General features: G+C 58.7%; 23 protein-coding genes and 1 pseudogene. 16 read left to right on the top strand and 8 right to left on the bottom strand.

Annotated elements, in window-relative coordinates:
• Window positions 1-3: 3 nt before the first annotated feature.
• Window positions 4-492, top strand: coding sequence for a GNAT family N-acetyltransferase (locus ABD806_RS06930; protein WP_425583087.1), 489 nt, complete (start codon window positions 4-6; stop codon window positions 490-492).
• 85 nt (window positions 493-577) lie between these two features.
• Here ABD806_RS06930 and ABD806_RS06925 read toward each other — a convergent pair whose 3' ends face one another.
• From ABD806_RS06925 to mnmA, 4 genes are all read right to left on the bottom strand, one after another.
• A complete protein-coding gene (locus ABD806_RS06925) occupies window positions 578-1,723 on the bottom strand; it encodes a ribosomal protein uL16 3-hydroxylase (RefSeq protein WP_344956141.1) in 1,146 nt (381 codons plus the stop codon).
• Between the two features lie 275 nt (window positions 1,724-1,998).
• On the bottom strand, window positions 1,999-3,369 hold the full coding sequence (purB, locus tag ABD806_RS06920; RefSeq protein WP_344956139.1) for an adenylosuccinate lyase: 1,371 nt from the start codon (window positions 3,367-3,369) through the stop codon (window positions 1,999-2,001).
• Window positions 3,370-3,411: 42 nt separating this feature from the next.
• Window positions 3,412-4,035: a high frequency lysogenization protein HflD gene (hflD, locus tag ABD806_RS06915; protein WP_344956137.1), complete on the bottom strand. Its 624-nt coding sequence runs from the start codon at window positions 4,033-4,035 to the stop codon at window positions 3,412-3,414.
• On the bottom strand, window positions 4,032-5,270 hold the full coding sequence (mnmA, locus tag ABD806_RS06910) for a tRNA 2-thiouridine(34) synthase MnmA (protein ID WP_344956134.1): 1,239 nt from the start codon (window positions 5,268-5,270) through the stop codon (window positions 4,032-4,034). The genes hflD and mnmA overlap by 4 nt, the downstream gene beginning before the upstream one ends.
• Window positions 5,271-5,366: 96 nt before the next feature.
• Here mnmA and ABD806_RS06905 point away from each other — a divergent pair, with 96 nt between their 5' ends.
• From ABD806_RS06905 to ABD806_RS06890, 4 genes are all read left to right on the top strand, one after another.
• Window positions 5,367-6,710, top strand: coding sequence for a lyase family protein (locus tag ABD806_RS06905; RefSeq protein WP_344956132.1), 1,344 nt, complete (start codon window positions 5,367-5,369; stop codon window positions 6,708-6,710).
• A 150-nt stretch (window positions 6,711-6,860) separates the two neighbouring features.
• The gene (locus ABD806_RS06900; protein WP_344956130.1) at window positions 6,861-8,366 is read left to right on the top strand and encodes an aldehyde dehydrogenase family protein; all 1,506 of its coding nucleotides are present in this window, start codon (window positions 6,861-6,863) and stop codon (window positions 8,364-8,366) included.
• A 444-nt stretch (window positions 8,367-8,810) separates the two neighbouring features.
• Window positions 8,811-10,412 (top strand): BCCT family transporter, encoded by a 1,602-nt coding sequence (locus ABD806_RS06895; protein WP_344956128.1) that lies wholly within the window; start codon window positions 8,811-8,813, stop codon window positions 10,410-10,412.
• Between the two features lie 67 nt (window positions 10,413-10,479).
• Window positions 10,480-11,499 carry an aldo/keto reductase gene (locus tag ABD806_RS06890; RefSeq protein ID WP_344956126.1) on the top strand — a complete coding sequence of 340 codons (1,020 nt, stop codon included), beginning with the start codon at window positions 10,480-10,482 and terminating at the stop codon, window positions 11,497-11,499.
• Between the two features lie 123 nt (window positions 11,500-11,622).
• On the opposite strand, the gene ABD806_RS06885 is transcribed toward ABD806_RS06890, so the two are convergent.
• From ABD806_RS06885 to ABD806_RS06875, 3 genes and pseudogenes are all read right to left on the bottom strand, one after another.
• Window positions 11,623-12,495, bottom strand: a complete 873-nt coding sequence (locus ABD806_RS06885; protein ID WP_344956124.1) for a LysR substrate-binding domain-containing protein — start codon at window positions 12,493-12,495, stop codon at window positions 11,623-11,625.
• Between the two features lie 127 nt (window positions 12,496-12,622).
• Entirely contained in the window at window positions 12,623-13,072 is a 450-nt protein-coding gene (locus ABD806_RS06880) for an NUDIX hydrolase (RefSeq protein ID WP_344956122.1), read from the bottom strand.
• Window positions 13,072-13,674, bottom strand: a pseudogene (locus ABD806_RS06875) (pseudouridine synthase); the annotation flags it as partial. The pseudogene ABD806_RS06875 and the gene ABD806_RS06880, both read right to left, overlap by 1 nt.
• A gap of 193 nt (window positions 13,675-13,867) precedes the next feature.
• Between ABD806_RS06875 and icd the strand changes: the two are divergent.
• A complete protein-coding gene (icd, locus tag ABD806_RS06870; RefSeq protein ID WP_425583077.1) occupies window positions 13,868-15,121 on the top strand; it encodes an NADP-dependent isocitrate dehydrogenase in 1,254 nt (417 codons plus the stop codon).
• A 174-nt stretch (window positions 15,122-15,295) separates the two neighbouring features.
• On the opposite strand, the gene map is transcribed toward icd, so the two are convergent.
• Window positions 15,296-16,096, bottom strand: a complete 801-nt coding sequence (gene map, locus ABD806_RS06865) for a type I methionyl aminopeptidase (RefSeq protein WP_344956120.1) — start codon at window positions 16,094-16,096, stop codon at window positions 15,296-15,298.
• A gap of 347 nt (window positions 16,097-16,443) precedes the next feature.
• Between map and rpsB the strand changes: the two genes are divergently transcribed.
• The 10 genes from rpsB (at window position 16,444) to ABD806_RS06815 (ending at window position 26,893) form a co-directional block, all read left to right on the top strand.
• Window positions 16,444-17,169 carry a 30S ribosomal protein S2 gene (gene rpsB, locus ABD806_RS06860; RefSeq protein ID WP_344956118.1) on the top strand — a complete coding sequence of 242 codons (726 nt, stop codon included), beginning with the start codon at window positions 16,444-16,446 and terminating at the stop codon, window positions 17,167-17,169.
• 107 nt (window positions 17,170-17,276) lie between these two features.
• Window positions 17,277-18,155 carry a translation elongation factor Ts gene (tsf, locus tag ABD806_RS06855; RefSeq protein ID WP_344956116.1) on the top strand — a complete coding sequence of 293 codons (879 nt, stop codon included), beginning with the start codon at window positions 17,277-17,279 and terminating at the stop codon, window positions 18,153-18,155.
• A 70-nt stretch (window positions 18,156-18,225) separates the two neighbouring features.
• On the top strand, window positions 18,226-18,954 hold the full coding sequence (gene pyrH, locus ABD806_RS06850; protein ID WP_344956114.1) for a UMP kinase: 729 nt from the start codon (window positions 18,226-18,228) through the stop codon (window positions 18,952-18,954).
• A 45-nt stretch (window positions 18,955-18,999) separates the two neighbouring features.
• A complete protein-coding gene (gene frr / locus ABD806_RS06845) occupies window positions 19,000-19,557 on the top strand; it encodes a ribosome recycling factor (RefSeq protein ID WP_344956112.1) in 558 nt (185 codons plus the stop codon).
• A gap of 74 nt (window positions 19,558-19,631) precedes the next feature.
• Window positions 19,632-20,396, top strand: coding sequence for a polyprenyl diphosphate synthase (gene uppS / locus ABD806_RS06840; protein WP_344956110.1), 765 nt, complete (start codon window positions 19,632-19,634; stop codon window positions 20,394-20,396).
• 27 nt (window positions 20,397-20,423) lie between these two features.
• Entirely contained in the window at window positions 20,424-21,272 is an 849-nt protein-coding gene (locus ABD806_RS06835) for a phosphatidate cytidylyltransferase (protein WP_344956108.1), read from the top strand.
• A complete protein-coding gene (gene ispC / locus ABD806_RS06830; protein ID WP_344956106.1) occupies window positions 21,272-22,465 on the top strand; it encodes a 1-deoxy-D-xylulose-5-phosphate reductoisomerase in 1,194 nt (397 codons plus the stop codon). The genes ABD806_RS06835 and ispC overlap by 1 nt, the downstream gene beginning before the upstream one ends.
• On the top strand, window positions 22,462-23,814 hold the full coding sequence (gene rseP, locus ABD806_RS06825) for a sigma E protease regulator RseP (protein ID WP_344956104.1): 1,353 nt from the start codon (window positions 22,462-22,464) through the stop codon (window positions 23,812-23,814). The genes ispC and rseP overlap by 4 nt, the downstream gene beginning before the upstream one ends.
• A 30-nt stretch (window positions 23,815-23,844) precedes the next feature.
• The gene (gene bamA, locus ABD806_RS06820) at window positions 23,845-26,277 is read left to right on the top strand and encodes an outer membrane protein assembly factor BamA (RefSeq protein ID WP_344956102.1); all 2,433 of its coding nucleotides are present in this window, start codon (window positions 23,845-23,847) and stop codon (window positions 26,275-26,277) included.
• Between the two features lie 112 nt (window positions 26,278-26,389).
• Window positions 26,390-26,893: an OmpH/Skp family outer membrane protein gene (locus tag ABD806_RS06815; RefSeq protein WP_344956100.1), complete on the top strand. Its 504-nt coding sequence runs from the start codon at window positions 26,390-26,392 to the stop codon at window positions 26,891-26,893.
• Window positions 26,894-26,949: the final 56 nt, after the last annotated feature.

Genomic DNA, 26,949 nt, shown 5'->3' with positions numbered 1-26,949 from the left:
TTGTTGTTCAGAACCGAACGCCCCGGTGACGGCGATGAGATAGACGAGGTGGTGTATGCTGCCTTCAATCGTCCGGCTGAGGCCGATCTGGTGCTGGCCCTGCGGGAGCAGGGGGCCATCAGCATCAGCCAGGTGGCGGAATATGAAGGGGCCATCATCGGCCACCTGACCATGAGCCCGGTGTTGATCGACGGCCAGGATCTGGGCTGGCTGGGACTGGCGCCGGTGAGTGTCTGGCCGGACTGCCAGCGTCAGGGGGTGGGTTCGGGGATGATCAAGGAAGCCATCAACTCGGCCCATGAACTGGACTGGGCCGGTCTGGTGGTGCTGGGCGACGTGGATTTCTACGGTCGTTTCGGCTTCAAGCCGGCCAGCAACTTTGGCCTGCGTTGCCCCTATCCGGGCGCCGAGGCCGCCTTTATGGCCTTGCCATTCAAAAAGCCGGTACCGACCGGTCTGGTGACCTATCATCCGGTATTTGATGAGCTTTAGGAGCCAGAAGGCGTAGGGACTGCTGAACAGGGAGCTGGGATTGGTATAGTCCCAATCCCCAATCCCCAATCCCCAATCCCCGCTGTTATTCCTCGTCTTCCTCGAAATACCAGTATCCCTGGTTAACCAGCGGCAACAGCACTTCCAGCAGGGCCTGGGGCTGGGCCAGGCAGGCCACTTCCGGTCCGCAGATGCGCGACTGATCGCATAACAGGGCGATGGCGTCCGCATCGGGCTGGGCCAGTTGGTAGCGATCACCGTCCAGGTAAAATTCCTGCTTGTTGCCCTCTATATAAAAACAGCGTGCGCCGGCGAGGCGATACAGATGATCGCCGTGATCCAGGCGCAATACCAGTTCTTCCAGGCTGTAAACCGGCTCGGCGGGCTCGAGATCCAGGTCATGCTTGGCTTCCGACATCATTTCGCCAAACCAGTCGGTCAGCCGCACGGGATCGTCCAGCAGCTCGGTCATCAGGGTTTTTACCTGGGCCAGCACCTGATGGTCGATACGACCGTGGTGCCGGCAGGGCGACATGGCTGCATCGTCGAAGCGGCGGGTCTGCTCCGTATGGGCCAGCACGTGATCGGCAAAGCTGGATATCAGATCCTTGGCATCGGGGGCGCGGAAGCCGATGGAGTAGTTGAGCGCAGGCGTTTGTGCATAGCCTTCATGGGGGCAGCCGGGGGGAATATAAAGCACATCGCCCGGCTCCAGCAGCGCATCGATCTCGGCCTCGAAGGCCTCGCAGTGGCGCAGGGCGCCGTGGGAGGCGAATTCCTTCAGGCTTTGCTGCTTGCCCACCCGCCAGTGGCGGCTGCCTTCCCCCTGGACGATAAAGACGCCGTATTGGTCTATATGGGGGCCCACGCCGCCCTTGGGGGTGGAAAAGCTGACCATGACATCGTCGAACCGCCAGCCGGGAATAAAGCGAAACTGCTCCGCCAGATCCTGCACCTGCGGATGCCATTGGTTGACCGCCTGCACCAGCAGGGTCCAGTACTCTTCGCCCAGATGGTCATAGCTGTCGAAGGGGCCGGTTTCGGCCTGCCAGCGTTCCCCTTCCCGCCAGACCCGGCGGGATTCAATATGGGACTCCAGCGCCAGGCCGGCCAGTTCGTCCGGGCTCAGTGGGTCTGCAAAGCCGGGCAGCGCCCCCTTGAGCAGCAGGGGCTTGCGTTGCCAGTAATGGGCCAGAAAGTCATCGATATCCAGTTTCAGTGCGCTGTGCATGGATTACCTGCAAAGGTGTTAGTTTTAAAACGGGCCTGCATTACCACGTTCTGCGTGGGAACGAGGAAAGACAGACAAGGCTGAGGCTCGAGGGAGGTAAAGGGGAGCGACTCTGCCGGCCCTCTGCGCCAGGGATGGCGCAGCGGAACTCCCAGGGATGGGTTCACGGCGAGTCGGCGGAGTCGGCCCTTTACCGCCTGGCTGAGTCTCAGCTGTTGCTTCAATCGTAAAGGGGCCTTTAAAGGCCCCTTTATTATGTCTTAACTATAGCGCTATCAGTTCAGCTCGTCGGTCAGCTGGATGGCACGACCGATATAGTTGGCCGGGGTCAGCAGCTTGAGTTCGTCCTTGACCGACTCGGGCAGTTCCAGGCCGTCGATAAAGGCGCGCATGCCCTCGGCGTCGACCCGCTTGCCCCGGGTCAGCTCCTTCAGCTTCTCGTAGGGCTTCTCGATACCATAGCGGCGCATCACCGTCTGGATCGGTTCGGCCAGTACTTCCCAGTTTTGATCCAGGTCGGCGGCCAGGGCCGCCGGGTTGGCTTCCAGCTTGCTGATACCTTTCAGGGTGGCTTGATAGGCGATCAACGAATAACCGGCCGCCACGCCCAGGTTGCGCAGCACTGTACTGTCGGTCAGATCCCGCTGCCAGCGGGACACCGGCAGTTTGGCCGCCAGGTGATTGAAGATGGCATTGGCCAGCCCCAGGTTGCCTTCGGAGTTTTCGAAGTCGATGGGGTTGACCTTGTGCGGCATGGTGCTGGAGCCGATCTCGCCGGCCACGGTTTTCTGCTTGAAGTAGCCGACCGAGATATAGCCCCACACGTCCCGGTCGAAGTCGATCAGTATGGTGTTGAAGCGGGCCAGGGCGTCGAACAGCTCGGCAATATAGTCGTGGGGCTCGATTTGGGTGGTGTAGGGGTTCCAGGTCAGGCCCAGGCGGGTCACGAATTGCTGCGCGAATTCATGCCAGTCCACTTCCGGGTAGGCGGACATATGGGCGTTGTAGTTGCCCACGGCGCCGTTGATCTTGGCCAGCAGTTCGACCGCCTCGATCTGCTTGAGCTGGCGCTCCAGGCGATAGGCGACGTTGGCCATTTCCTTGCCCAGGGTGGTGGGGGAGGCGGGCTGGCCATGGGTACGGCTGAGCATGGGGACGTCGCGATATTGTTTGGCCAGCTGCTTGACCGCGTCGACCAGCTTCCGGCAATAGGGGGCAATCACTTCTTCCCGGCCAGCTTTCAGCATCAGGGCGTGGGCATTGTTGTTGATGTCTTCGCTGGTGCAGGCGAAGTGAATGAATTCACTGACCGCGGCCAGCTCGGGCAGGGCTTCGACCTTTTCTTTTAGGAAGTATTCCACCGCTTTGACATCGTGGTTGGTGGTACTTTCTATGTCCTTGATGCGCTGGCCATCGGCCTCGTCGAAGTTGGCGACTATCTGATCCAGGTAGGCATTGGCCTCGGCGGACAGGGCAGGCACCTCGCGGATATCAGCATGTTCGGCCAGGGCTTGCAGCCAGCGAACCTCAACTTCAACGCGAAAGCGCAATAATCCAAATTCGGAAAAGATGGCGCGCAGCTCCTGCGTTTTGGCGCCGTAACGGCCATCGACGGGGGAGATGGCAGTTAGTGCTGACAATTCCATGAAAGGCGACTCCTGAGTTGGGGGAACAAATAACAATAATGATTAATAACGCAAGGCGGACTGGGCTTGCGCCACCAGTTTCTTGCGGGAAAACAGTATGTGGCGGCGTCGGCCACCCAGCTGGCGCCAGAGCACGGCGGCGCGGATGCCGGCCAGCAGCAGGGCGCGGATCTGGTGCTGCACCAGCGACTGCTGCAAATAGGTCGGGTTGCCAGCCACCTGGATGCGCGGGCCTATGGGGCTGACGATGTCGCTGTAGATGCCGGCCAGGTTGGCCAGCACCTGCTCGTCGAGCAACTCGAAATGGTGCAACTGGCGTTTCACCTGCTGGATGCGCTCACCCAGCATGGCCAGCAGATCCCGGCGTTTGGCCAGCTTGCGCTCCAGTGCCACCAGGCCGACCAGGTAACGGGTCAATTCGGCATTTTTCTTGCTGCTGTCGCTGTTCAGTTGGTCGATCAGGGTCTGGTAGCCCAGCCGTACATTATCGTGGTTGCCATAAATATCCACCGTTTGCGCGGCATCGGTGGCTAAAATGCTGTTCAGGGTACAACTTAAGGTGTCTTTGTCTTCGATGGTGCCCTGCCGGGCCACCTGCTGTACCAGGGCGGCGGCCTGGCACATGCCGGCGAAGGCCAGGGTTTGGTTTTCTAGGTTATAGCTCACACTTGCTCCTGACTGAATCTGGATTCGATAACGCCGCCGCCCAGGCAGACTTCGCCATCGTAGAATACCGCCGACTGGCCCGGGGTCACCGCAGCCTGTGGGTCGTCGAAGATGACCTCTATGGTGTCATGGTCGAGCGGGATTACCCGGCAGGGGAGATCGGTCTGGCGGTAGCGGGTTTTGACCGTGCAGCGGAACGCCTGGGTGAGCGGTTGGCGGTTAACCCAGTGCAGCTGACGGGCGATCAGACCGTCCGAATAGAGGCGGGGGTGATCGCCCTGGGCCACCACCAGCACATTGCGCGGCAGGTCTTTGTCGACCACATACCAGGGCTCGTCGCCGGCGTTTTTCAGGCCGCCTATGCCCAGCCCCTTGCGCTGGCCCAGGGTGTGATACATGAGTCCCTGGTGCTCGCCGACCAGGGTGCCGTCAACATCTTCGATGGTGCCGGGCTGGGCGGGCAGGTAACGGGCCAGGAAGTCGCGGAATTTGCGCTCACCGATAAAGCAGATGCCGGTGGAGTCTTTCTTCTTGGCGGTAACCAGTTCCAGCTGTTCGGCGATACGGCGTACCTCGGGTTTTTCCAGCTCGCCGACCGGGAACAGGCTTTTGGCCACCTGCTGTGCGCTCAGGGTATAGAGGAAATAGCTCTGATCCTTGTTGCCGTCCAGGCCACGCAGCAGCTTGGGCTGGGCCTCGAAGCTGCGACGCACATAGTGACCGGTGGCGATATAGTCTGCGCCCAGATCTTCGGCGGCAAACTCGAGGAAGGCCTTAAACTTGATTTCCTTGTTACACAGTATGTCCGGGTTGGGGGTGCGCCCGGCCTGGTATTCGGCGAGGAAGTGCTCGAACACATTGTCCCAGTACTCGGCGGCAAAGTTGATGGTGTGCAACTCAATGCCCAGCTTGTCGCATACCGCCTGGGCGTCGGCCAGGTCTTCGGCGGCGGAGCAGTATTCGTCGTTGTCGTCTTCTTCCCAGTTTTTCATAAACAGGCCTTCGACCTGATAGCCCTGCTGTTGCAGCAGATAGGCCGAAACCGAGGAATCCACACCGCCGGACATGCCGACTATGACTTTAAGATGACTGTTATCGCTCATAGCTGCCGTTACCTGATTGCAAAACGGGCGGTATTTTACCAGACAAATGCCGCGAGCGGGAGGCCGCAGGTATTGCCGATTGCATTCGGTTCCCGTCAAGGTGCACTTCTCCGCACCATGATTTTTTCTCATGAATCTGTGTGAAAGCGTCATTGGCGCTTCGGCGGAGGTTTGGCTCTGATTGATCCTGACGTGAATATTCCGTGTGGAACTAGGGAACCAGAGGTGATGAAACAGCGGCAATATCGTATTGAAGAAGATTTGATTGGGATGCTTGAGGTTCCTGTGCATGCGTTGTACGGGGTACAGACACAGAGGGCCATAGGATTGTACCCGCTGAACGGCGAAAAGCCCTTGTCGGCCTATCCGGAGCTGCTGCGAGGGTTGTTGCTGGTCAAAAAGTTGGCGGCCACGACCAATATCAAGACGGGGGAGATCGACCCTGCGCTTGGCCAGGCGATCATATCGGCGGTGGATCTGCTGCTCGACAAGATGCCGGCGGAGTCGTTCCCGGTGCACGCCTTCCACGGCGGAGGAGGGATTTCCAGTAACATGAACGTGAACGAAGTGGTTGCCAACCTGGCCAACCACAACGCCTTTGGTAGTCCGCTGGGAAGCTACCAGCCGGTGCATCCCAATGATCACGTCAACCTGAACAACTCGACCAGTGATGCCCTGAACACGGCCTGCCACCTGGCGGTGATCGACAAGATGAAGCAACTGGATAGCGAGCTGGCCGCCTTGATCGCCACCTTCGATGCCCAGGGGCAACAGTGGTGGCATGTGCTGAAGATTTCCCGCACCTGCCTGCAGGACGCGGTCGAGATCAGTTTTGCCGATCTGCTCGGCGGTTATTCATCGCAGCTTGCACGTCACCGGCGGCGACTGGAGGCGGACACGGCCGAGCTGTACAGGGTAAACTTGGGCGGCAATATTATCGGACGCAGGGGAGACTGCTCAGAGGCTTTCTTCAACCAGGTTATCGACGGGCTGAACCGGATAACGGGAGAGACAGGGTTTGAGCACAGCGACAACCTGTTTGATGCCTCCCAGAGCCATGACGATCTGGCCAGGGTGGCTGCCGGACTGGACCAGCTGGCGAGGGCCCTGCTGCGCATTGCCAAGGATTTTCGCCTGATGGCCTCGGGTCCGGCAACGGGCTTGGGGGAAATTTGCCTGCCTGCGGTGCAACCCGGCTCCTCGGCCATGCCGGGCAAGGTCAACCCGACCATTCCCGAATACCTGATCCAGTGCTGCATGCAGGCCTGCGGGCGCTGTTACTCGGTGCAGATGACCCAGGATCATGGTGAGCTCGACTACACCCCCTGGCAGTCTGTGGTGATCAGTAATCTGCTCGACGCCATCTCGGTTTTGACCAGCGGCATGGAGGCCTTCCGGCAGCATTGTCTCGCCGGTATGGAGCCGGATCTGGCGCGTAACGCCCACAATGTTAATACATTGATTCCCACACTTATTCGGCTTAAGCAGCAACGCGGCTATTCGTTCGCGGCCCGCGTTTACAAGGAAAGCGGCGGTGACCTGGAGCAAATCCGGCGTTACCTGGAGGAATAAGCATCAGGGAAGAAGGATGAGTTTTTTGCAGGGCGCCATACCCTAATGTCAATTGTGCTCGCATAGTCATCCTTCTACTCTCGTCGAGAACCGTTACAGCAAACGTCCTCACAGGATGTCACCGTCGTCGCAACAGAAATGGAGTATCAAATGGATTCTGTAAAAAACATTCCCCTGTCCTGGGCCTACGACTGGCTTCAGCAACCCAAGCGTCAGTATATCGATGGCCAATGGGTAGGCGGCGCCGGCCAGGACAAGTGGGTAGTGACCAACCCGGCCAACCGCGAAGCGCTGTGCGAATTCGTGATGGCCGATGCGGAGCAGGTGGAGTTCGCCGCTCACATTGCCAACCAGCGGCACGAGTCCGGCGTCTGGTCCAAGATCAGCCGCACCCAGCGGGCGGACATGCTGCGTCAGGTAGCCCGGCTGATCCGCGAACACACCGAAGAGCTGGCGGTGCTTGAGTCCCTGCCTAACGGCAAGCTATACGCCGAGTCCATGGCTGACGACATTCCCACCTGCGCCGATATCTTCGAATACTACGCCGGCTGGACCGACAAGTTCTATGGTGAAACCTCGCCGGTAGAAGACGGCTTCCTGAACTACACGCTCAAGGAGCCGATTGGCGTCTGCGCGCTGATCGCGCCCTGGAACTTCCCCCTGTACCAGACCAGCCTCAAGGTAGCGGCGGCATTGGCCATGGGCAATACCGTGATCATCAAGCCGTCGGAATACACGCCGCTGACTACCATCTACCTGATGGAGCTGATTGACAGCGAACTCGAGTTTCCGGCGGGCGTGATCAATATGCTGCTGACCAACGGCGAAATGGCCAACCAGCTGACCCTGAGCAACAATGTGCACAAGGTGTCCTTCACCGGCAGTACCGGGGTAGGGCGCAAAATAGTGCAAAACTCCGGTCTGTCCAACCTCAAGGCGGCCACCCTGGAGCTGGGCGGCAAGTCTCCCTGTATCTTCTTTGAAGACACGCCGGATCTGGATGGTGCCATCGATCGGGCCTTTACCGTGATGTTCTCCCACAAGGGTGAGAAGTGCTCGGAGCCGACCCGCTTCCTGATCCACGACAGCATCTATGATCAGGTGCTCGAAAAGCTGGTTGCCAAGGCCAACGCGGTGAAGTGCGGCAATCCCTTTGATGAAAATGTCGACCAGGGGCCCCAGTGCAACGAGGCTCAGTTCAACAAGATCCTGGAGTACATCGAAATCGGCAAGGGTGAGGCCAAGCTGGTGGCCGGCGGCTGTGCCGATACCGAGGGTGACAATGCTAACGGTTACTTTATTCGCCCCACCATCTTCTCCGAGGTGGACCAGCATGCCCGCATCGCCCAGGAAGAGATTTTTGGCCCCGTGCTGTGCTGTACCCGCTTCCACACCACGGAAGAGGCCGTGCAAATGGCCAACGCCACCGCCTACGGCCTGGCAGCCGGCCTCTATACCGCTGATGTATCCCGTGCCCATCGGGTAGCCGAGCAAATCGACGCCGGCATGCTGTTTATCAACCGCTACGGCTGCTACGGCCTGGCCGCGCCCTTCGGCGGTTTCCGTCAGAGCGGTTGGGGCAAGGAGATGGCGATTCACTCCCTGTCTTCCTACACCAAGACCAAGGGGGTCTGGGTGTATTACGGCGACGCCTGATACTGCTTCTGCCCACTCGACGGATGAGCCTGTTTATTCACAGCCGCCGGCCTATAAGCCGGCGGCTGCCTGCCCATGCCCGCTTACCCGAAGCGGCCCTTTGCTTCCAGGTCACCGCCTCAGTCAAATCCCGATGACGGTTGCCTTGCCGGCGGCAGAGTTGTGCATTGTCCTGGTCCGGCTGGATGCTGCCAGGGCCGACTAGCGCTGAGCTTTCTATTACAGCCCGTATCGTGCGTCTGCCGGTACGGGCTTTGTTTATTTTGTCGTGCCTGCCGATGGTAACCCTACCAAGCCCATGTTTACTTTGTGTTATGACATTTTTTCATGGTTGTTCGCGTTTATGTCATTTTGATTTTTAACCTTGCTGAAGCATGCTTGGCGGCGATTGGAACATATGAAGGAACATTCGCCATACCGGCGAATTATCGCGTAGGGATTAATATGAAAAATATCAGACCGATAACATTCTGGCCGGCATTTGCCTGTCTCGCTTTGACCGTTATCTATACCATCATCGACAAGCAGAACTTCATTGCCGGTACTTCGGGGTTGAACAGCTTGATCATGGCCAACCTCTCTTGGCTGTTTAATCTCAGTGCCTTGTTTCTGGTGTTTGTCGCCGCCTATGCCTTTTTTGCGCCGATTGGACGGGTGCGCATAGGGGGCGAGGGGGCGGCGCCGATGCTGACGCCGTTCCGCTGGTTCGCGGTGTCGCTGACGACCGTCATCGCCATGGGCATCCTGTTCTGGTCGGTGGCCGAGCCGGTTCTGCATTACCATGAACCGCCGCAGTACCTGGGCGTGACACCCGAGAGCGCCGAGTCGATGCGCTTCGCCATGTCCACCATCTTTGTACACTGGACCATTACGCCATACAGCATCTATACCGTTGCGGGACTGGCGTTTGCCCTGGCCTTTCACAACCTCAAGCTGCAGTTCTCCATCGGCTCCATGTTGCGCCCGTTGCTGGGCCGCTGGGTTGACGGCATCGGTGGTCAGGTGATCGATGGACTGGCGCTGTTCTCTGTGGTGCTAGGCATGTCTGCAACCCTGACATCCGGCCTGCTGGTGATCGGCGATGGCATGGAGTCGGTGCTGGGTATCGAGAAAAGCACCACTGTGTATGCAATTATCGCGATTGCCATCATCGGATCCGCCATAATGTCGGCCGCGTCCGGCCTGTATCGTGGCATTCAGACCCTGGCGCGCATCAATACTTGGCTCTATTTTGTCGGCGCCCTGTTCATCTTTATCGTGGGCCCGACCGCCTTCATCCTGTCGCTCGGAGTCGAGTCACTCGGGGTCTACCTGTCGGACTTCTTTGCCCGCAACCTGGTGACCGGTGCCTCCGGTAACGATCAGTGGCCGGGCTGGTGGACGGTTGCCTTCTTTGCCAGCTGGTTTGCCTGGGCCCCGCTCAGCTGCCTCTTCCTCGGCAAAATCGCCCGTGGCTATACGGTGCGTCAGTTCATCATCGTCAACCTGTTGCTGCCGTCGCTGTTCGGATTCCTCTGGTTCAGCATCTTCAGCGGTTCTTCGCTGTTCTTCGATACCACCCTCGGCGGAGTCATGTACCAGGCCTATCAGGAGAATGGTTTTGCCTCGGTGATTTATGTGCTGTTCAACCAGCTGCCCGGCAGCACCCTGCTCAGCGCGCTATTTATCTTCGCTTGTTTCATCACCTTTATTACCGCGGCCGACTCCAATACCGATGCCATCGGTGGCCTTTGTATCAAGGGCGTGGATGCCGAAAACCTGAAGTCGCCCTTGTGGGTTAAGGCCACCTGGGGTTGCGCCATCGCCTTTGTCGCCTGGATCAGTGCGAGCTATATCGGCGTCGATGCGATCAAGATGCTGTTCAACCTGTCGGGCGTACCGGGCATGTTGATTGTGCTGGGTGCGGGCTTTGCCTTTCTGAAATTGGCGCAACGGGTCCAGGTTAACGGCCAGACCGTGGAGCTGAAGCCGAGCGTGCTGGCCGAGATGGAAGCCGGTGCTGAAGCCGGGCGTGCAGTACCGCTGGCGGGACTGGGACAGAAATAAACGATTCAACACTGTAACACATGGAGCCGGGCTGGCTTGGCTCCGCCATTACCTTTGAGGATTTAACATGCAATACGTAAGACTCGGTCAGTCCGGCCTGAAAGTATCCCGTCTCTGCCTCGGCACCATGAACATGGGCTCGAAGGAATGGAAACCCTGGATCTTTAATGAAAAGGAAAGTGAGCCCATTATCGCGCATGCCCTGGATATGGGGGTCAACTTCATCGATCTGGCAGACTTCTATTCCATCGGTGCCGGTGAGGAAGTGGTGTGCAACGTGCTGCGCCGCATCGCCCGCCGTGATGAGCTGGTTATCACCACCAAGGTGGGCTATGCCATGAGCAGCGACATCAACGCCCAGGGCCACTCGCGCAAGCATATCTTCGATGCCATCGACGGCTCGCTCAAGCGCATGGGCATGGACTATGTCGATATCTACATGCTGCATTATTTCGATACCGAAACCCCGGTGGAAGAAACCATGGGTGCCCTTAACGATATCGTGCTGGCCGGCAAGGCCCGCTATATCGGGGTGTCCACGATGTATACCTGGCAGCTGGCGAAGATCCTGCAGGTATGTGACAAGAACGGCTGGGCCCGTCCGATCAACATGCAACTGCAGCTGAACTGTGCCTACCGTGAGGAAGAGCGCGAGATGATCCCCTTCTGCATGGATCAGGGCATCGGCGTGTCGGTCTTCAGCCCGCTGGCTCGCGGCATTTTGACCAGCGATCTGCAGTCCACCCGCAACCAGACCGACTTCTTTACCGCCGAGATGTACAACGATCAGGCCTCCAGGGACATCGCCCATTCGGTGGCCAAGGTCGCCGATGTGCGCGGCTGCCTGCCGGCGCAGGTGGCCCAGGCTTGGGTGTTGCAAAAAACCGAAGTCTCCTCGATGCTGGTGGGCGCCGACAGCCCAGCGCAGTTCGACAGTGCGCTGGCCGCGCTCGAGATGACCCTGACCGAGGACGAGCTTTACGAGATTGAGCGTAACTATACTCCCTGCGATCTGATCAACGACTACACGGCCGGCAAGCGTATTGCGCGCACCGCGCGGCCGGCAATGGCCGCGTTCGCCGACTGAATACCGGGTCGCTTCAAGTTTACGGTCTCTTTTGTCACTATCTTGCCCCGTCATGGCGGGGCTTTTTTATATTTCGAACCTTTGTGCCGGTTTGGTGGTGACTATCCCGGTCGTTTGACGTCGTCAGTCCGGGCTGATCTCACGCAACCATTCGGTAAAACGGATCACCTTGGCCAGCCCCTGGCGTTCGGCGTTGATATCCAGCCAGTAGCCGTAAGGGCCGCTGACTTCGATGCTGCTGAAGGGCACGAGGGCGCCCGATTGCAGTTCCCGGTTGATCATGTGCTTGTCGATAATGGCGAAGCCGGCACCGTTGATGGCGGCGTTGGTGACCTGGTCCAGCGTACTGAATTCCATGCCGCGATCGGCATCTACCCGATCGGTGAGGCCGGCGGCCTGCAACCAGTTTTGCCAGACCGGCAACCGCTCACCCTTGTGCAATATATGGAGCAGACTGCCATCGGCCTGCTCTAGGTGACGTGCCTGTTCGACCAGTTCGGGAGCACAGACGGCGACGTGTTGCTCGAGCATGACAAGCTCGCTGTAATGATTCGGTCTGGCGGTGCGGCCGAAGCGGATGCTGCAGTCAAACAGGTTATGGTCGCTGTCGCTGTTGTGAATGGACAGCTCAAGCTCGGGTGAATGACGGTGAAAACTGGCCAGGCGGGGAGCCAGCCAGCGGGTGGCAAAGGTGGGAGGGACCAGCAAGGTCAATCTTTGCCGTTGTTTGGGATCCCGCAGTTCCTGAACCGCGCTTTCCATCAGGTTGAAGGCCTGCTCCAGCTTGGCCAGCAGCTGGCGCCCGGAGCCGGTCAATTCTAGCTTGTGGTGCCGGCGAATGAACAGGGGTACGCCGAGGTAATCTTCGAGCTGCTTGATCTGCCGGCTGACCGCGCTCTGGGTGACGTGCAGCTGGCTCGCCGCCTGGGTGAAGCTCAAGCACCTGCCGGTGGTTTCGAAAACACGCAGGGCAGTTAGCGGAGGGAGTGAGCGCATCAGGGTTACCCTTGGGTGAGAGGAACGGGAGGGTGGCGATTGTAGGGCAGCCGGTTCTTAATAATCATACTGTTAACATCCGGGAGGCATGACATTACCGGCCTTTATATCTGGGCCGGGGTGATTATCACAGTGTCTTCAAGGCGTTCAACGGGAAGCGATGGCCAGCCAGGTAATCCCGAAACGAGGCCATGATCAGCGGGCTGCGCAGCCGCTGGCCAAGGGCTTCTATTTCCTCCAGGGTCAGCCAGTGACAGCGGATGATGTCGCCGTCCGGATCCTCGGGCTTGGTGGCCAGCGGCTCGGGTACCTCGGTGCAAAAGGTGAAACGTACGAAGTGCTTGCCGCTGTCCGGCGCCTGGTACTGGTAGATGGCGACGGCTTCATCCAGGGGCAATATCAGCCCGGTTTCTTCCCGTAGTTCACGGCGGGCCCCGTCCAGCAGGCTTTCGCCCGGCTCCAGATGGCCGGCGGGCTGGTTAAACATGATTTGCCCCTGTTGCCACTCTTCGACCATTAAAAATTTGTCGGCGGCATGGACAATCACCGCCAGGGTGACGGCGTGGGTCAGGCTCATACTTTCCTCCATTGGCCGGGTTGCAGGTCGTCCAGGGTCCATGGCCCCAGGGCGTAGCGAATAAGGCGCAGGGTGGGAAAACCGATATGGGCGGTCATCCGTCGTACCTGGCGGTTGCGGCCCTCGACTACCTTGATTTCCAGCCAGCGGGTGGGAATGTTCTGGCGCTCTCGGATGGGCGGATGACGCGGCCAGATATCCGGTGCCGGCATCAGTCTGACCTCGGCCGGCAGGGTCGGGCCGTCATTCAGGGTAACGCCATGGCGCAGCTTATCCAAATCTGCCTCGGTGGGAATCCCCTCCACCTGGGCCCAATAGGTTTTGGTCGTTTTGCGGCCTGGCTGGGTCAGCCGGGCATTGAGCGTGCCGTCGTTGGTCAGCACCAGCAGGCCTTCGCTGTCGCGATCCAGCCGGCCGGCGGCATAGACCCCCTGTTCGGGAATAAAGTCCGCCAGGGTCTGCCGGCCCTGGTCATCGGTAAACTGGCACAGCACCATGTATGGCTTGTTCAGCAACAGGGTGAGCGGGGCGCCGGCCGCTGGCTTGCCCGGCGTGCGCCGACGATTTGGGCGTGAATGGGGACGAGGGGGTCTGGCTTTCATGTTAAACACACTGACCGGCTGAAGATGGCGCCCAGAATAGCAAAGCCGGCGGCTGCGGACTAACGGCTTAAGTCAGGAACTGTGATTGGCTCAATGTAAATCGGCCGGCAAATCCCCTAAGATTCCGACGCGCCCTTGGTTTAGGGTTTACCCTATTAAGGGATAACTATACAAACGGAGCTAGGAGAAACTGATGGACTCAAAAGTGGTCGTTCCCGCCGACGGACAAAAAATCACCCTGGATGCGAATGGTCAATTGGTTGTTCCCGACAACCCTGTTATCCCTTTTATCGAAGGTGACGGTATCGGTATCGACGTCACCCCGGCGATGAAAACCGTGGTCGATGCCGCGGTGGCCAAGGCCTACGGGGGCAAGCGCAAGATCAGCTGGATGGAAATCTACACGGGTGAAAAATCGACCCATGTCTATGGTGAAAACACCTGGCTGCCAGAGGAGACCCTGGATTTTATCCGTGACTATCACGTGGCCATCAAGGGCCCGCTGACCACGCCGGTGGGCGGTGGTATTCGCTCGCTCAACGTGGCCCTGCGTCAAGAGCTGGATCTGTACGTGTGTCTGCGTCCGGTGCGTTACTACCAGGGTACTCCCAGCCCGGTGAAAAATCCCGAGCTGACCGACATGGTCATCTTCCGGGAAAACAGCGAAGACATCTATGCCGGCATCGAGTGGAAGGCCGGTTCTCCGGAGGCCGAGAAGGTCATTTCTTTCCTGCGTAACGAGATGGGGGTGCAGAAGATCCGTTTCCCCCAGGATTGTGGAATCGGTATCAAGCCCTGTTCCAAGGAAGGCACCGAGCGTCTGGTGCGTGCCGCCCTGCAATACGCCATCGACAACGATCGCGACTCCCTGACTCTGGTACACAAGGGCAACATCATGAAGTTCACCGAAGGGGCCTTCAAGGATTGGGGCTATGCGCTGGCCCGCAACGAGTTCGGCGCCGAGCTTGTCGACGGTGGCCCCTGGTGTAAATTCAATAATCCCAATACCGGTAAGGAGATCATCGTCAAGGACGTGATCGCCGACGCCTTCCTGCAGCAAATCCTGTTGCGTCCGGCCGAGTACGATGTCATTGCCTGTATGAACCTGAATGGAGACTACATTTCCGACGCCCTGGCGGCCCAGGTGGGAGGGATAGGTATCGCTCCCGGCGCCAACATAGGTGACGGTGTCGCCCTGTTCGAGGCGACTCATGGTACCGCCCCCAAGTATGCGGGCCAGGACAAGGTCAATCCGGGCTCACTGATCTTGTCGGCCGAGATGATGCTGCGGCATCTGGGCTGGGTAGAGGCCGCCGATCTGATCATCAAAGGCATGGAAGGGGCCATTGCCAACAAGACGGTCACCTACGACTTCGAGCGGCTGATGGACGGCGCCACCCTGCGCAAATGCTCCGAATTCGCCGATGACATGGTGGCGCAGATGTAAACAAAAAGAGGCCTTTCGGCCTCTTTTAAAAGGGACTGGTGATTGGGGAGACGGGACTGGATAATCCAATCACCAATCACCAATCACCAATCACCAATCACCAATCACCAATCACCAATCACCAATCACCAATCACCAATCACCAATCACCAATCACCAATCACCAACCACCAATCACTGTTCCCCGGCTTCCGCTTTAATCACCCGCGGCAGGTGATCGTCTTTACGCAGGGTCAGCACTTCGCAACCGTCTTCGGTCACCAGCAGGGTGTGTTCGTACTGGGCGGACAGGCTGCGATCCTTGGTGACTACTGTCCAGCCGTCGCCCAGCATCTTGCTATGGCGCTTGCCGGCATTGATCATCGGCTCTATGGTCAGGCACATACCGGCCTTGAGCACTTCACCGGTGCCCGGCTTGCCGTAGTGCAGTACCTGCGGTTCCTCGTGGAATTCCTTACCGATGCCATGGCCGCAGTATTCCCGAACCACTGAATAATGGTGGTTTTCCGCATGTTTCTGGATGGCGGCGCCGATGTCCCCCAGACGCACCCCGTGCTTCACCATCTTGATGCCGAGTTCCATGCATTCCTGGGTAACCCGGCACAGGCGCTCGGCCAGGATGCTGGGTTTGCCGACCGTGAACATCTTGGAGGTATCGCCATGATAGCCGTCCTTGATCACGGTAATGTCGATGTTGATGATGTCGCCGTCTTTCAGCTTCTTGTCTGAGGGGATGCCGTGGCAGATCACATGGTTGACCGAGGTACAGATGGACTTGGGAAAGCCATGGTAGTTCAGCGGAGCGGGAATGGCTTGCTGAACGTTGACGATATAGTCGTGACAGATTTGATTCAGTTCATCGGTAGTGACCCCCGATTGGACATGGGGTTCGATCATTTCCAGCACGTCGGCGGCCAAGCGGCCCGCTATGCGCATTTTTGCTATTTCGTCTGCCGTTTTAATGGTGATGCTCATACTTGTCTCAGTCTGCTGACGCCCGAATGCGGCGGTGGCGTGGGGGCGTTTGGCTCGGCCCGTGAAAGGGGCAAAGTGTAACCGCAAGCGACCGCGACTTCCAGCACCCAGCCGGTTACAAATCCTCGCCCAGGCTGGCGTGGCGTCCTGATTTATGGTATAAAGCGCGCCGTGATAACCATGCCTTGCGTCGGGATGGGCCTTGGCCTCAGCGGTGCGGGGATGGTTATTATATTCATATTCACTTTTTAACACACACACGCATCGGCACATGCTCCAGGGTGCCCTTTGGGGTCGGAGTCATGGGATGTGTGGAGGCCTAACCCAATTCATTTATAGAGGAAATCATGGCACAAGTATCTATGCGCGACATGCTGAAAGCAGGTGTTCACTTCGGTCACCAGACTCGTTACTGGAACCCCAAGATGAAGCCCTTCATTTTCGGCGCCAGCAACCGGGTTCATATCATCAACCTGGAAAAAACAGTACCTATGTTCAACGATGCGTTGAACTTCCTGGGTAGCAACGCTGCCAAGAAAGGTAAAATCCTGTTTGTTGGTACCAAGCGCGCAGCCTCTGAAGCCGTTAAAGAAGCCGCTACCAAGTGTGACCAGTTCTATGTGAACCACCGCTGGTTGGGTGGCATGCTGACCAACTGGAAAACCGTGCGTCAATCCATCAGCCGCCTGAAAGAGCTGGAGAGCCAGTCTCAAGACGGTACTTTTGACAAGCTGACCAAGAAAGAGGCGCTGATGCGTACTCGTGAAATGGAGAAGCTGGAAAAGTCCCTGGGCGGTATCAAGGACATGGGCGGTCTGCCTGACGTACTGTTCGTCATCGACGCCGATCACGAGCACATCGCCATCAAGGAAGCCAACAACCTGGGCATTCCCGTGGTATCCGTGGTAGACACCAACTCTAACCCGGACGGCATCGATTACATCGTTCCCGGTAACGATGACGCCATCCGCGCGGTACAGCTGTACCTGAATGCCGCTGCCGACGCCGTGATTGCCGCTCGTGCGCAAGACCTGGCTGTACAGGCCGAAGACAACTACGTCGTTGAAGAGTAATAAAGTCGAAGCGTGAGCTTCAGCCTTTATTAACCATACGAAAGTAATGGGTTAACAGGGGCCTTGCGCCCCTGTTTTCTTACAGAACAAGACCGAGGATATTAGACATGGCAACTATTACCGCCGCCCTGGTAAAAGAACTGCGTGAGCGCACTGGCGCCGGCATGATGGATTGTAAAAAAGCCCTGACCGAAGCCAACGGTGACATCGAGCAGGCCATCGAAGACATGCGCAAATCCGGTCAGGCCAAAGCCGCCAAGAAAGCCGGTCGTATCGCCGCCGAAGGTATCATCCTGGTGCGTCAGGCGGGCAACACCGCCGTGATGATCGAGCTGAACAGCGAAACCGACTTCGTCGCCAAGGACGCCGGTTTCCGCGCCTTCGGCGACAAGATTGCCGACATCGCCCTGGTCAACAAGATCACCGACCTGGACGCGCTGAAAGCTGCTGAATACGAAAACGGTGAGAGCGTTGAAACCACGCTGACCAACCTGATCGCCAAGATCGGTGAGAACATGAGCCTGCGTCGTATCGTGCTGGTGGAAGGCGACAACCTGACCACTTACCTGCACGGCACCCGTATCGGTGTTATCGCCAACCTGAAAGGCGGCGATGAAGAAGTGGCCAAGGACGTGGCTATGCACGTTGCCGCTTCCAACCCGCAGTTCGTCAAGCCCGAAGACGTGTCCGAAGAAGTGGTGGCCAAAGAGCGTGAAATTCAGGTCGACATCGCCATCAACTCCGGTAAGCCGAAAGAGATTGCCGAGAAGATGGTTGAGGGCCGGATGAAGAAATTCACCGGTGAAATCTCCCTGACCGGCCAGCCCTTCGTCAAGGATCCTTCCATTTCCGTGGCCGAGCTGCTCAAGCAGAAAGGCGCCGACGCCATCGGCTTCGTCCGCTACGAAGTGGGCGAAGGTATCGAGAAAAAAGAAGAAGATTTCGCTGCCGAAGTACAGGCGCAGATCGCTGCTTCTAAGGGTTAATTCCCGCTATTTTAGTGCTATCCAGACCGCGACATCCGTCGCGGTCTTTCTATGACCAGGAATAGAAAGCATGAGTACCAATCCAAAACCCGCATACAGACGCATTCTTCTTAAACTGAGCGGCGAGGCGCTGCAAGGAGAAGAAGGCTTTGGCATTGATCCCGCTGTGCTGGAGCGCATGGCCCAGGAAATCAAGGAGCTGGCGGAGCTGGGTGTACAAGTTGGCCTGGTGATCGGCGGTGGTAACCTGTTTCGTGGTGCGGGCCTGGCCAAGGCGGGGATGAACCGCGTGGTGGGCGACCACATGGGTATGTTGGCGACCGTGATGAACGGCCTGGCTATGCGTGATGCCCTGCATCGTGCTTATGTGAATGCTCGCCTGATGTCCGCCATTACCCTGGAAGGCATGTGCGATGCCTATAACTGGGCGGAAGCCATCAGCCTGCTGCGTAAGGGACGGGTGGTGATCTTCTCTGCCGGTACCGGCAATCCCTTCTTCACCACCGATTCCGCCGCCTGTTTGCGTGGCATTGAAATCGAAGCCGACGTAGTATTGAAGGCCACCAAGGTGGACGGCGTTTACAGCGAGGATCCGATGCACAACCCGGATGCCCAGCTGTACCACCACCTCGATTATGAAGATGTACTGGAGCGTGAGCTGAAGGTCATGGATTTGGCGGCCTTTACCCTGGCTCGGGATCACAACCTGCCGATCCGGGTCTTTAATATGAATAAGCCGGGTGCGCTGCGACGCGCCGTGATGGGGGAAACCGAAGGTACCCTTATCTGTCGTAAATAATTCGCGGGCGCTGCCTCTTCAAGTCATAGCCAAAGGATAAAGACAGTGATTAACGACATTAAAAACGACGCCAAAGTGCGTATGGAAAAAAGCGTGGAAGCGCTGAAGACCCAGATGAACAAGGTCCGTACCGGCCGAGCCCATCCCAGCCTGCTGGACACCATTTATGTGGATTATTACGGCTCTTCGACCCCGCTCAAGCAGGTGGCCAATATTACCACCGAAGACTCCCGTACCCTGGCGGTGACCGTATTCGATCGCTCCATGAGCCAGGCCGTGGAAAAAGCCATCATGAACTCGGACCTGGGCCTGAACCCCTCCAGCGCCGGCTCCACCCTTCGTATCCCGCTGCCGCCGCTCAACGAAGAGCGCCGCAAGGAGCTGATCAAGGTGGTACGCAACGAAGCCGAACAGGGCCGGGTGGCGATCCGCAATATCCGTCGCGATGCTAACGGCGATCTGAAAGCGCTGTTGAAAGATAAGGAGATTTCAGAGGACGAAGACAGACGCGCCCAGGATGAAATCCAGAAACTGACCGATCTCTTTATCAAACAGGTGGACGAGTCTCTGGCCGCCAAAGAGAAAGAGTTAATGGAAATCTGATACTTACATCAGGTATAGTAGCCGACGCCGTGTAGCTGCCTGCACGGCGTTTGTCTTTGTGCAGGAGTGATTCGATGTCAACTACGGCAGCATTCGACGGCCAATCCCAGCTTCCCCGCCATGTCGCCATCATCATGGACGGCAATGGCCGTTGGGCTGAACAACGCGGTAAACTCAGGGTATCCGGTCACAAGGCCGGGGTCAAAGCGGTGCGTGACGCCGTCACCTTCGCCTACAAGCTCAAGCTGGATGCCCTTACCCTGTTTGCCTTTTCCAGCGAAAACTGGCGTCGTCCGCAAGACGAAGTCAGCGCCCTGATGGGCCTGTTTGTCGCCGTGCTGGGCTCGGAGGTACGTAAGCTGCACCGCAACAATATCCGCCTGCGCATTATCGGTGACCGCAGCGCCTTCAGTGCCAGTTTGCAGGGTAAAATCGCCGATGCGGAGCAGCTTACCGCCAACAACAGCGGGCTGACGCTCAATATCGCCGCCAACTACGGTGGCCGTTGGGATATCACCCAAGCTTGCCGCCAACTGGCCGAGCAGGTAGCCGGGGGGGACCTGCTGCCGGAGCAGATAGATGAACGCCTGTTGGGGGCTCACCTCACCCTGGCCGAGCAGGCCCCGGTGGATCTATTGATCCGCACCGGCGGCGAGCAACGCATCAGCAATTTCCTACTTTGGCAATTGGCCTACGCCGAACTGTATTTTACTCCTGTACTCTGGCCCGATTTTGGTGAAGAGTCCTTCAGCGAGGCGATCGCCGCCTTTGTCGGACGTGAACGCCGCTTTGGCTGTACCGGGGCGCAGATCCGCGCCCTGGTGACCAAACAGCCTTAAGCCGGTTATAACGAAAGAGGATATTTCTTGCTAAAACTTCGTATCATAACGGCCCTGTGCCTGATCCCCCTGGTGCTGAGCGCCATTTTCTTGTTGCCGTTGCCTTTTTTTGCCCTCTTTGCCACCCTGATTTTCCTGTTGGCGGGCAGGGAGTGGGGGCGTTTTATCGATAATCAAAGGGCGAATGTGGTGATGGTCAGCCTGGGGTTGATCCTGATTGCACTGATGGCCGCCGTGCCCATAGAGCATATCTGGTCGCCGGATCTGCATCCCTGGGTCAGCACCCTGCTGTGTGTGGGGGCCGGCTGGTGGCTGGCGTCCCTGGGGCTGGTGCTGGCTTACCCCCGGAGTGCCGGACTCTGGCGCAGGCAGAGCTGGCTGAAGGCATTGTTCGCCATCCTTACCCTGGTGCCCTTTTTCTGGTCCGTGCTGGCGCTGCGCAGCTATCAATACGATGAAAGCAGCTACTTCGGGGCCTGGCTGTTGCTGTTTGTGATGTCGTTGGTGTGGTTCGCCGATACCGGTGCCTACTTTGTCGGCAAGGCCCTGGGCCGGCACAAGCTGTGCCCCAAGGTCAGCCCGGGCAAGACCATCGAAGGGATGCTGGGCGGTGTGCTCTTTGCCAGCCTGCTGGCATGGTCGGTCACCCGGCTGCTGGAGCTGAGCGGTCCGCAGAGTACCGTGCTGCTGATTGCCTCGGTGGCGGCGGTGTTCGCCTCCGTGCTGGGCGACCTGGTGGAGAGCATGTTCAAGCGGGAAGCGGGTCTCAAGGATTCCGGGCAGATACTGCCCGGCCATGGGGGCATGATGGACAGGATCGACAGCCTGACCGCCGCCCTGCCGGTTTTTATCGTGACCGTACGGTTGTTAAGCTGATGGAACTCCTGACCATACTGGGCGCCACCGGCTCCATCGGACAGAGTACCCTGGCGGTGGTGCGTCGGCATCCCGAGCGGTTCCGGCTATTCGCCCTGACCGCCTCCCGCAGCGTGCCGCAGATGCTGGCCGATTGCCTGGAATTTGCGCCTGAATACGCGGTGCTGGTGGATGAAACGGCGGCGCGGCAACTGACCGCCGAGCTGCGCACCCATGGCAGCCAAACCCGGGTGCTGAGCGGCACCACGGCCCTGGCCGAAGTGGCCGGTGACTCTCGGGTTGACACTGTGATGGCGGCCATCGTCGGCGCGGCCGGCCTGTTGCCAACCCTGGCCGCGGTGCAGGCGGGTAAGCGGGTGTTGCTGGCCAATAAAGAAGCGCTGGTGATGAGCGGCGAGCTGTTTATCGAAGCGGTGGCCCAGTCCGGTGCCCGTCTGCTGCCGGTGGACAGCGAGCATAACGCCATTTTCCAGTGCCTGCCGGTGACCTTGCAGCAAACGCCCGGCAAGGGCAGCCTGCCGGCTGCCGGGGTCAGCAAGATACTGCTGACCGGCTCCGGTGGTCCTTTTCGCTATACCCCGCTGGACGAGCTGAGCCAAGTGACGCCGGCCCAGGCGGTGGCGCATCCCAATTGGTCGATGGGGCCGAAAATTTCGGTGGATTCCGCCACCATGATGAACAAGGGCCTGGAATACATAGAGGCGCGTTGGCTGTTCAATGCCGGCCCCGAGCAGCTCGAGGTGGTGGTGCATCCCCAGTCGGTGATCCACTCCATGGTTCAGTACTCAGATGGTTCTGTGTTGGCCCAGCTTGGCCAGCCGGATATGATGACCCCCATCGCCCACGCCCTGGCGTACCCGGAGCGCATCGATTCGGGGGTGGCACCCCTGGATTTTTGCCGCCTGGGCGAACTGACCTTTATGGCTCCGGACATGGCCCGCTATCCTTGTCTGCGACTGGCCATTGCCGCCTGTGCCGCGGGGCAGGGGGCGACCACGGCGCTGAATGCGGCCAATGAAGTGGCGGTGGCGGCCTTCCTGGCCGGCGGGTTGGATTATATGGCGATTGCGGTGGTCAATGAGACAGTGGTGGAAAACCTGGGTCTAACCAAGGTAAGCAGCCTGGATGAAATACTGGCACTGGACAGCCGGGCCCGGCGTTGTGCAACAGATATTATCAGGAGACGCTCATGATAGGCATATTGTGGAATTTGGCCTCTTTTATCGTGGCCCTGGGGATCCTGGTGGCCGTGCATGAATACGGCCATTTCTGGGTTGCCCGGCGCAACGGGGTCAAGGTAGAGCGGTTTTCCATCGGTTTCGGCAAGCCAGTCTGGCGCCGCATGGGCAAGGATGGCACCGAATATGTGGTGGCCATGATCCCCCTGGGGGGCTATGTCAAGATGCTCGACGAGCGGGTGGAAGAGGTGCCCGCCGAGTTGCGGGAACAGGCTTTCAACAACAAGTCGGTGTGGGCGAGGATGGCGATCGTGGTCGCCGGACCCATGGCCAACTTTATCTTTGCCGTGTTTGCCTTCTGGCTGATGTTCATGATCGGGGTGCCGGCGGTCAAGCCGGTGCTGAACGAGGTGCAGCCGGACTCACCTGCCGCGATGGGCGGCCTGGCTCCGGGGATGGAAATCGTGGCGATCGACGGGCGCGGCGTGCGGACCTGGGAAGAGGTGAACTTTGCCCTGATCGGCCGCTTGGGTGAGCAGGAAACCCATTTTGAGGTACGTGCACAGGACAGCGCCCGGATTGATGCGTATACCATTCCACTGGCCGACTGGCAGTTTGATCCGGAGCAGAGCTCGCCGATCACCGCCCTGGGACTGGTGCCCGTGGGGCCGAAAGCTACGCTGACCATCGCCGAGGTGGTGGCGGATGGCCCGGGCGACGAGGCCGGACTGCTGGCCGGGGACACGGTGCTGACGGTAAACGGTGAGGCCTTGACCGGCTGGCCTGATTTTGTCGCGACGGTGCAGGCATCGCCTGAGATTCCTCTGGAACTCATGCTGGCGCGTTCGGGTCAAAGGCTGTCGCTGATGCTGACCCCGGAGCGTCGTGAAAGCCGGGAGCAGGTGATAGGCTTTGCCGGTCTGGCGCCCGAGGTGGAACCGGTGGCCGAGCAATATCGCTTCGACCTGAGCTACGGGCCGCTCGCTGCCATCTGGGCCGGAGCAGAGCGCACCTGGGCCCTGACCGAGCTGACCTTTCAGATGATCGGCAAGCTGCTGACCGGCATCGTCTCGGTGGACAACCTGAGCGGCCCGATTTCGATTGCCAAGGGCGCCGGTGCCAGTGCCGATTTCGGCCTGGTCTATTTTCTTAGTTTTCTTGCGTTAGTCAGTGTGAATTTGGGGATTATCAATCTCTTGCCGCTGCCGGTACTGGATGGTGGCCACCTGTTGTTTTTTCTGGTGGAGGCGGTCACCGGCCGGCCGGTACCGGAAAAGGTGCAGGAGATTGGCTTTAAAATTGGTGCGGTCGCCTTGATGTTGTTGATGGGACTGGCGCTGTTTAATGATTTTGCTCGCCTCTAGGGCGTACGACACAAGGATTAAGTCAGACATATGGCAGTCAAAAAAATGCTTGCCGCCTCCTGCCTGTTGGGTGCCAGTATGTTGGCCCAGGCACAGGGCGCTTCGACCCCTCCCTTTGTGGTCGAAGATATTCAAATCAATGGCCTGCAGCGGGTCACCCTGGGTGCCGCCTTGCTCAGCCTGCCGGTACGGGTCGGTGAGGAAGTGGATGGTGCCCGGTTGTCCGAGGCCATCAAGAGCCTGTATGCGTCGGGCAACTTCGAGGATGTCCAGGTGCTGCGCGACGGCAACATACTGGTTGTCCAGGTCACCGAAAGGCCGACCATCGCCAGCATCAGCTTCAGCGGCAACAAGGATATCAAGGAAGAACAGCTGCGCCAGAGTCTGGAAGGGGCCGGCGTGCGGGTGGGCGAGCCGCTGGATCGCACTACCCTGAGTTCGCTGGAGAAGGGACTCGAGGATTTCTATTACGGGGTGGGTAAATACTCGGCCTCGGTCAACGCGGTGCTGACGCCCTTGCCCCGTAACAGGGTCGATCTCAAGTTTGATTTTATCGAAGGCCCGGCGGCGGATATCAAGCAGATCAACATAGTGGGCAACAAGGCATTCAGCGAGGAGCAGCTGCTGTCCCAGCTTGAATTGTCCGACGATGTTCCCTGGTGGAATTTCATGGCCGATCAGCGCTATCAGAAGCAGAAACTGGCCGGCGATATCGAGATCCTGCGCTCCTATTACCGGGATCGGGGCTACCTGAAGTTTGAGGTGACCTCGACCCAGGTGTCCATGTCGCCCGATCGGGAAGGGGTCTATATCACCCTCAACGTGGAAGAAGGCGAGCAATATAGGGTGTCCAGCGTCAGCCTGCGCGGTGACCTGATCGACCGTCGCGAACAGCTGGAGGCCCTGGTGCCGATCCGCGAAGGGGATCTGTATTCCGCAGCCGATGTGGCGCATACCGAAGAGGTGCTGTCCAAGTTCCTCGGCCGCTTCGGCTACGCCTATCCCAAGGTTGGTACCTTCCCCCAGGTCGATGAAGCGACCAAAAAGGTGGCGCTGGTGGTGAACATAGAGCCGGGCAAGCGGGTCTATGTACGCCGCATCAACTTTACCGGAAACCAGCTGACCCAGGATCAGGTGCTGCGTCGTGAAATGCGCCAGATGGAGGGCACCTGGTTGTCCAGCGAGCAGGTTGAGCAGTCCCGCACCCGCCTCAACCGGTTGGGCTATTTCGAGAACGTGGATGTGGAAACCCGCCGGGTGCCCGGCGAGGACGATCTGGTGGATCTGGATGTATCAGTCAAGGAGCAGCCGGCCGGCTCGATCAACTTCGGTGTCGGCTATGGTACCGACTCGGGCTTCAGCATCCAGGCCGGCATCCAGCAGGACAACTTCCTGGGGACGGGTAACCGGGTGGGGATCAGCTCCCAGATGAACGACTACTCCAAGGACGTGTCCCTGGAATATACGGATCCCTATTTCACCGTGGACGGGGTCAGCCTGGGTGGGCGCCTCTATTACCGGGAGTTCGAGGCCGATGACGCCAACCTGGCCGCCTATGACAGCCAGAGTTACGGCGCCCGGCTGCAGAGCGGTTTTCCGATCGACGAGGTCAACAGCCTGAACGGCAGCATCGGCTATGAACTAAACAAGCTGGGGCGGCCGGAAGACAGCTATGTGCAGCTGGATGACTTCTGGGACCTGCACGGCGAAAATATAGACAGTACCGACAAGATCAGCTTCGATACCTTCGATGTCAGCGGCGGCTGGACCCGCAACACCCTGAACCGGGGCGTGTTCCCCACCGCGGGCAACCGACAGAATCTGGGGCTCAAGGTGACAGTGCCCGGTTCGGATCTGCAGTACTACAAGGCCAGCTTCGACGATACCCATTACCTGCCCCTGGACCGTGAGCATAACTGGGTGCTGAACGGCAAGTTCCGCGCCGCCTACGGTAATGGCTATGGCGACGCCAGCAACGGCTCCCAGACTCTGCCGTTCTTCGAAAACTATTATGCGGGGGGCTTCAGCACCCTGCGTGGTTTCAAGAGCAACTCGGTCGGCCCGCGGGCGGTCAAGCTGGATGGTGTCGGCGGCAGCCTGCGCGGCTCCGACAGCTCCATCGGCGGTAATGCGCTGCTCGCGGCCTCGGCCGAGCTGATTGTGCCCACGCCCTTTGCCGGTGAGGATCTGCAGCATTCGCTGCGGACCAGCCTGTTCGTGGATGTAGGCACCGTCTGGGATACCGAGTACCAGGCCTCGGATTTTGCCAACTGTACCCCCGGCAACAGCTGTGAGCTGATCTACGACTTTGGCGATCCCACCAATTTCCGGTCGTCTGCCGGTGTCAGCCTGCAGTGGCTGTCTCCGCTGGGCCCTCTGGTGTTTTCGCTGGCCTCCCCGCTCAAGGAAGTGGAGGGGGATCGAACCGAAATCTTTAACTTTAACATTGGCCGTACCTTTTAAGACGGGGATGAGGGACTTGAGCGTGGTGACCGGGGTAGAAGCCAATCCCCGGTCACGGGTCCCTAATTCCGGCGGTTTCATCCAGATTTAAATGTCCAGCAGGAGTATTAGCTTGAAACAGATGGTTAAAATTTTTGGCGTCATCGCCCTGATGCTGGCCGCCGGCCTGGCTCAGGCCCAGAACGTGAAGATCGCGGTGGTGGACACGGCGGCCGTGTTCCAGAAAATGCCTCAGCGGGAGGCAACCATGAATCAGCTCAAGAAGGAGTTCGAAGGCCGGGTCAGGGATGTGCAGAAGCTGGAAGCGGATGGCCGCAGCTATATCGAGAAGCAACAGAAAGACATGGCTTTTATGAACGAAGAACAAAAGGCCCAGGCCCAGCGCAAGCTCAATGAGATGCAGTCCGAATATGTACAGAAGCGGCGCAGCCTGGAAGAAGACCAGATGCGCCGGGAGCATGAAGAGCGGCAGAAAATGCTTGGCCGCATCAAGGCCGCTATCGATGAGATCACCAAGGCCGAAGGCTATCAACTGGTGCTCGAGCGCAGCGCCGCTATCTATGTATCGCCGGCACTGGACATTACCAGCCAGGTGATCAGCCGTGTCAGCAAGTAAGGTTGGCGGTCGATAACGCCCGACGAGACGATGGCGGATTTTCCGCCCTTCGTCAG

Origin of the sequence: Zobellella aerophila, from assembly GCF_039539325.1 — a bacterium.
GTDB lineage: Bacteria > Pseudomonadota > Gammaproteobacteria > Enterobacterales > Aeromonadaceae > Oceanimonas > Oceanimonas aerophila.
The sequence above is the reverse complement of the archived record's forward strand: the minus strand, read 5'-3'. Positions and strand labels throughout refer to the sequence as shown.

Coding starts and splice junctions, on each gene's coding strand:
- ABD806_RS06895 (WP_344956128.1), top strand. CDS start 8,811: ATGAAAAATATCAGACCGATAACATTCTGGCCGGCATTTGCCTGTCTC.
- purB (WP_344956139.1), bottom strand. CDS start 3,369: ATGGAATTGTCAGCACTAACTGCCATCTCCCCCGTCGATGGCCGTTAC.
- bamA (WP_344956102.1), top strand. CDS start 23,845: ATGGCAGTCAAAAAAATGCTTGCCGCCTCCTGCCTGTTGGGTGCCAGT.
- ABD806_RS06925 (WP_344956141.1), bottom strand. CDS start 1,723: ATGCACAGCGCACTGAAACTGGATATCGATGACTTTCTGGCCCATTAC.
- ABD806_RS06885 (WP_344956124.1), bottom strand. CDS start 12,495: ATGCGCTCACTCCCTCCGCTAACTGCCCTGCGTGTTTTCGAAACCACC.
- pyrH (WP_344956114.1), top strand. CDS start 18,226: ATGAGTACCAATCCAAAACCCGCATACAGACGCATTCTTCTTAAACTG.
- ABD806_RS06890 (WP_344956126.1), top strand. CDS start 10,480: ATGCAATACGTAAGACTCGGTCAGTCCGGCCTGAAAGTATCCCGTCTC.
- rseP (WP_344956104.1), top strand. CDS start 22,462: ATGATAGGCATATTGTGGAATTTGGCCTCTTTTATCGTGGCCCTGGGG.
- uppS (WP_344956110.1), top strand. CDS start 19,632: ATGTCAACTACGGCAGCATTCGACGGCCAATCCCAGCTTCCCCGCCAT.
- tsf (WP_344956116.1), top strand. CDS start 17,277: ATGGCAACTATTACCGCCGCCCTGGTAAAAGAACTGCGTGAGCGCACT.
- ABD806_RS06905 (WP_344956132.1), top strand. CDS start 5,367: ATGAAACAGCGGCAATATCGTATTGAAGAAGATTTGATTGGGATGCTT.
- rpsB (WP_344956118.1), top strand. CDS start 16,444: ATGGCACAAGTATCTATGCGCGACATGCTGAAAGCAGGTGTTCACTTC.
- ABD806_RS06880 (WP_344956122.1), bottom strand. CDS start 13,072: ATGAGCCTGACCCACGCCGTCACCCTGGCGGTGATTGTCCATGCCGCC.
- ABD806_RS06900 (WP_344956130.1), top strand. CDS start 6,861: ATGGATTCTGTAAAAAACATTCCCCTGTCCTGGGCCTACGACTGGCTT.
- mnmA (WP_344956134.1), bottom strand. CDS start 5,270: ATGAGAAAAAATCATGGTGCGGAGAAGTGCACCTTGACGGGAACCGAA.
- ispC (WP_344956106.1), top strand. CDS start 21,272: ATGGAACTCCTGACCATACTGGGCGCCACCGGCTCCATCGGACAGAGT.
- map (WP_344956120.1), bottom strand. CDS start 16,096: ATGAGCATCACCATTAAAACGGCAGACGAAATAGCAAAAATGCGCATA.
- icd (WP_425583077.1), top strand. CDS start 13,868: ATGGACTCAAAAGTGGTCGTTCCCGCCGACGGACAAAAAATCACCCTG.